This window comes from Pseudomonas sp. (assembly GCF_050739995.1).
Lineage (GTDB): Bacteria > Pseudomonadota > Gammaproteobacteria > Pseudomonadales > Pseudomonadaceae > Aquipseudomonas.
In genome coordinates, this window is the sequence record NZ_JBOICG010000518.1 from 1 (window position 1) to 4702 (window position 4702).

4 protein-coding genes are annotated in these 4702 nt (G+C 61.2%); 1 reads left to right on the plus strand and 3 read right to left on the minus strand.

Annotation, left to right across the window (positions count from 1 at the left end):
- Window positions 1–513, plus strand: a 513-nt coding sequence (gene yjgA / locus ACRESD_RS16980; protein ID WP_431751982.1) for a ribosome biogenesis factor YjgA, incomplete at its 5' end; no start/stop codon positions are given.
- Between the two features lie 44 nt (window positions 514–557).
- On the opposite strand, the gene tldD is transcribed toward yjgA, so the two are convergent.
- From tldD to ACRESD_RS16995, 3 genes are all read right to left on the minus strand, one after another.
- Window positions 558–2000, minus strand: coding sequence for a metalloprotease TldD (tldD, locus tag ACRESD_RS16985; protein ID WP_005784814.1), 1443 nt, complete (start codon window positions 1998–2000; stop codon window positions 558–560).
- Between the two features lie 16 nt (window positions 2001–2016).
- Complete coding sequence (locus ACRESD_RS16990) at window positions 2017–2865, minus strand: carbon-nitrogen hydrolase family protein (RefSeq protein ID WP_431751983.1); 849 nt, start codon at window positions 2863–2865, stop codon at window positions 2017–2019.
- Window positions 2866–2913: 48 nt separating this feature from the next.
- Window positions 2914–4702, minus strand: a 1789-nt coding sequence (locus tag ACRESD_RS16995) for a YhdP family protein (RefSeq protein WP_431751984.1), incomplete at its 5' end; no start/stop codon positions are given.

Below are 4702 nucleotides of genomic sequence, written 5' to 3' on the forward strand. Positions count from 1 at the left end.
TCTTACGACGACTCCCTCGATGGGGAGAAAAGCAAATCCCAGGTCAAACGCGAGCTGCATGCTCTGGTTGACCTCGGCGAGCGCCTTACAACGCTCAAGAAGGATTTGATTGCAAAACTGCCACTGACCGACGAAATGCGCCGGGCCCTGGCCGATGCACCCAAGCACACCGCGAATATCGCGCGTAAACGGCACATCGCGTTTATCGGCAGGCTGATGCGTGATCAGGACACTGACGCCATCCTCGCCTTGCTCGATCAAACCGATGCCTCCACCCGCCAGTACAACGAACGCTTCCACAACCTGGAACGTTGGCGTGACCGCCTGATCGCGGGCGATGACGCCGTGCTGGAGAAATTCGTGGCGGAGTACCCGGACGCGGATCGCCAGCAACTGCGCTCCCTGATCCGTCAGGCTCAACACGAACTGGCGCATAACAAGGCACCGGCCACCAGCCGTAAAATCTTCAAGTACATCCGTGAGCTGGACGAGACTCAACGCGGCCTGCGCTGATCCTCTTCCCCGGGTGGCGGCCTTCGCCACCCGAAGCTCCCGGCTTACGACCCCGTACCCCCTACGGTAATCGCATCAATTTTCAGTGTTGGCTGGCCGACACCCACCGGCACCGACTGCCCATCCTTCCCGCATGTGCCTACACCACTGTCCAACGACAGGTCGTTACCGACCATCGACACCTTGCTCATCGCTTCCGGCCCGTTGCCGATCAGCGTCGCCCCTTTGACCGGTGCGGTAATCTTGCCGTCTTCGATCAAATACGCCTCACTGGTGGAGAACACGAACTTGCCGCTGGTGATATCCACCTGGCCGCCGCCGAGGTTGGCGCAGTAGATCCCGCGTTTCACCGACGCAATGATTTCCGCCGGGTCGCTTTCGCCACCGAGCATGTAGGTGTTGGTCATACGTGGCATCGGCAGGTGCGCGTAAGACTCGCGACGACCGTTACCGGTCCGTGCCACGCCCATCAAACGGGCATTGAGCTTGTCCTGCATGTAGCCCTTGAGCACGCCGTTCTCGATCAGCGTGGTGCACTCGGTCGGCGTACCTTCGTCGTCGACGCTCAGTGAGCCACGGCGGCCAGCCAGGGTGCCATCATCGACAATGGTGCACAGCTTGGACGCAACCATCTCGCCCATGCGCCCGCTGTAGGCTGAACTGCCCTTGCGGTTGAAGTCACCTTCCAAGCCATGGCCCACTGCTTCGTGCAGCAGTACCCCAGACCAGCCCGAGCCCAGCACCACAGGTAAAGTACCCGCCGGCGCCGGAATGGCCTCCAGGTTGACCAGCGCCTGGCGCAGCGCTTCACGGGCATAACCCATGGCGCGGTCGTCAGCCAGGAAGTAACGGTAGTCGGTACGCCCGCCGCCGCCGTGACCACCGCGCTCGCGACGGCCGTTCTGCTCAACGATCACGCTGACATTGAAACGCACCAACGGCCGCACATCCGCCGCCAGGCCGCCATCGGTGGATGCCACCAGGATGCGCTCCCATACACCGGCCATGCTCACGGTCACCTGCTGAATACGCGGGTCCAGGGCACGGGTGGCCGCGTCGACACGCTTGAGCAGCTCAACCTTTTCCGCACGGCTGATCACTTCTAGGGGATTATCCGGGGCGTACAACTGGGCCACATCTTGAGTGCTGAACGCCTGCACCGTGCCATTCTGGCCAGCACGCGAGATCGAACGCGCCGCACGGGCCGCCAGGCCCAAGGCTTCCAGGGTGATGGCATTGCTGTAGGCGAAACCGGTTTTCTCACCCGATTGCGCCCGCACGCCTACGCCTTGGTCAAGATTGAAGCTGCCTTCCTTGACGATGCCGTCTTCAAGGGCCCAGGACTCGGAAATCTGCCCCTGGAAATACAGGTCGGCGGCGTCGATGCCCGGTCCGGCCAGATCGCCCAGCACGGTCTGCAAGCTTTCGATGGTCACGCCACCGGGTGCCAGGAGGTGTTCACTGACTGAGGACAACAACTCGCTCATAGATTTGGCCTTAAATTCATCGTTCCGAAGCAGGCCGCTGTGCGCCCTGCGAGAAAAAGCGCCGATGGCTGACCACCGGCATGCGCGCCCGTATCGACGCCTGTTCACTGATATCGCGCTCGGCCAGCAACACCGCTTCGCCTTGATCCTGTTGTGTCAGCACACGCCCCCACGGGTCGACAATCGCCGCATGGCCAAAGGTTTCCCGTGGCCCTGGATGCACGCCGCCTTGAGCAGCCGCCAGCACGTAGCACTGGGTCTCGATGGCGCGCGCGCGAATCAACACATCCCAATGCGCGGCCCCCGTCACCGCAGTAAAAGCAGAGGGAGCAGTAATCAGCTCTGCGCCCGCTGCACGCAACTCGCTGTACAGCTCGGGGAAACGCAGGTCATAACACACGGTCAAGCCCAACCGCCCCACCGGCGTATCCGCCACCACCACCTTGCCACCGAAAGCATAGTCGTCGGATTCCCGATAACGACCACGGGCATCGGCGACATCGACATCGAACAAATGCAGCTTGTCGTAACGGGCAATGATCTCGCCCTGATCATCGATCAGCAGCGAGCAGGCGTTGGATTTGGCATTCGGCTGGCCCTCGGGCGGCAGCGGCAAAGTGCCGGCCACTATCCATAAGGTGAGGTCGCGGGCGGTCTGTTTCAACCAGGGCAGGATCGGGCCTTCACCCAGAGCCTCGGCGCGACCGATATCGGCCACATCACGACGTCCCATGGCGGCAAAATTCTCCGGCAACACGGCAAGCTTCGCACCGCCAGCCGCCGCTTGTTCCAGCAAACGTCGGGCCTGGGCCAGGTTGGCAAGCACATCGCTCTGGCTGACCATTTGAATTACCGCAAAAGACATGGGCCCACACTCCGTGATTGGCATAGGGCCATGCTACTCCACAGCTTCTCAGTTTGGCTTTTCAAATGGCTTGTCGAAGGTGATTTTCGGGTCTTTCCAAGGCCCTTCCACTTTGTATTGCACACTGGCGAAGCGCGAAACCCGATCACCGATCAATTTGTCGATCAGGAACAACGCACCACCAATCGCTGGCGCACCGACAATCAGCGCCGCGATGGGCAGGTTGTTGGTCACCGGTAACGTCACCAGCAGCTTGGCATCGACTCGATCAGCCACCAGGTCCAGGGTGCCGTTAAGTTCCAGATTGGTCGACGGCCCGGTCATGGTGATGGGCTCACGGGTCACGAACACACCGTTACTGGCGGCCAGCAAGCCTTTGACTCGGTCATAGCTCAACCCCTTGCCGAGCAGGTCAGAGAAATCCAGGCGCAAACGACGACCAATGGAGTTGAAGTTCAAGAGGCCGAACACCCGCAATGCCTGGGCGCCACCCTCCACTTCCACAAACTGGCCTTTACGGAACGCCGCGTCCAGGCTGCCGGAGAAACGCTTCGGCCCGACCCACGCCGGCGAACCCGGCCAACGGCCGTCCACATCCAGATGGAAGTCCTCGCTGGTCACCGTCGGCGCAAACCCCCAGCCCTTCAGCACATCGGCGATGTTCTTGCCATCCAGACGACCTTTGTACCAACTGCTGCTGGCCCCTTGCGCCCCCTCCCAACCGCCGGCGCCCTTGAGCAACATGCCCTTGAGGCCCAGATCCAGGTCGGTAAATGCCAAGCCCTTGGCGGTCGGCCGAATCTTCAACGACCAGGCACCCACCAGGTCAGGCCCCTGGTACAGTTTGTCGATGGCGATATCCAGCGCCGGAATGTCCTTGGGATCAATGTCGGCCAATGGGTCAGGCGCGTTTTCATCCGCCTGCACCGTCGGGTCCACTGCCGGCAGTTTTACGTACTGCAGGTTGATCGCAATCGGTGCACCCTTGGCGTCCGGCAGGTTCACCGAGCCTTTGGCTTGCTGGCTGTCGATCTGCAAGCCCCAGGCGGCGGGCTTGCGATCAAGCTGCAGGTTGACCTGATCCAACTGGGTACCAAAGCCCGTCAACTTGCCCACCTTGAAATCGGCACCACTGAGCAGTTGCTTGGCACTGCCGCCAGGATCGTTACCCGCGTACCGGTTAACCAGTTTTTTCCACGGGTCCACGTCCAGCTCCGACAGCACACCGCGGATACGCAGCCCCTTGGTTGTCGGCAACAAAGCATTGCCATTGCCGAGGAACAACTCGCCGCGACCGTCATTGAACTTGTCCGGTGGCGCTGCGAAGGTGAAACTCGCCAGCTCGCCGTAAGTGAACCAATAGCGGCGTTCGGCACCTTGCAAGGTCATCCGGAAGACACTGTCACGCCCTTGGCTCGCGGGCATGCCAAAGGGCGCAGGCAGATCCACCGCAACGCCCTTCATGTTGGAGCTGACCATCAGTTGACTATCTGCGCCGTCCAGGGTCAGTTGCAATTGGTACGGGATATCGCCGGAAACCGGCAGAGGCTGGCTGATCTTCAACCAGTCGGTCAGACGCTTCACCGTGACCTGGCCCTTGGCGGTCACACGGGTGCTGATACTGCCCGGCTTGCCGTCGGCGACAATCTGCGCGGTGATGGGTCGATCGAACGCCTGCGCCGCAATGTTCTGCCCACTCAAGCCCTTGGCACTGTCGAAACGGAAATCGCCTTTGAGTTGGGACAAGTCCAGGGGTGGCTCTGACAATTGCAGGCGGGCTTTGTCGGTCTTGAAGTTCACCACGATCTTGGGATCGGTGCCCTTGGCCAGTGGCACG

Bases quoted from the DNA above. Each gene is read 5' to 3' on its own strand.
- ACRESD_RS16990 (WP_431751983.1), bottom strand. From the start codon at position 2,865: ATGTCTTTTGCGGTAATTCAAATGGTCAGCCAGAGCGATGTGCTTGCC.
- tldD (WP_005784814.1), bottom strand. From the start codon at position 2,000: ATGAGCGAGTTGTTGTCCTCAGTCAGTGAACACCTCCTGGCACCCGGT.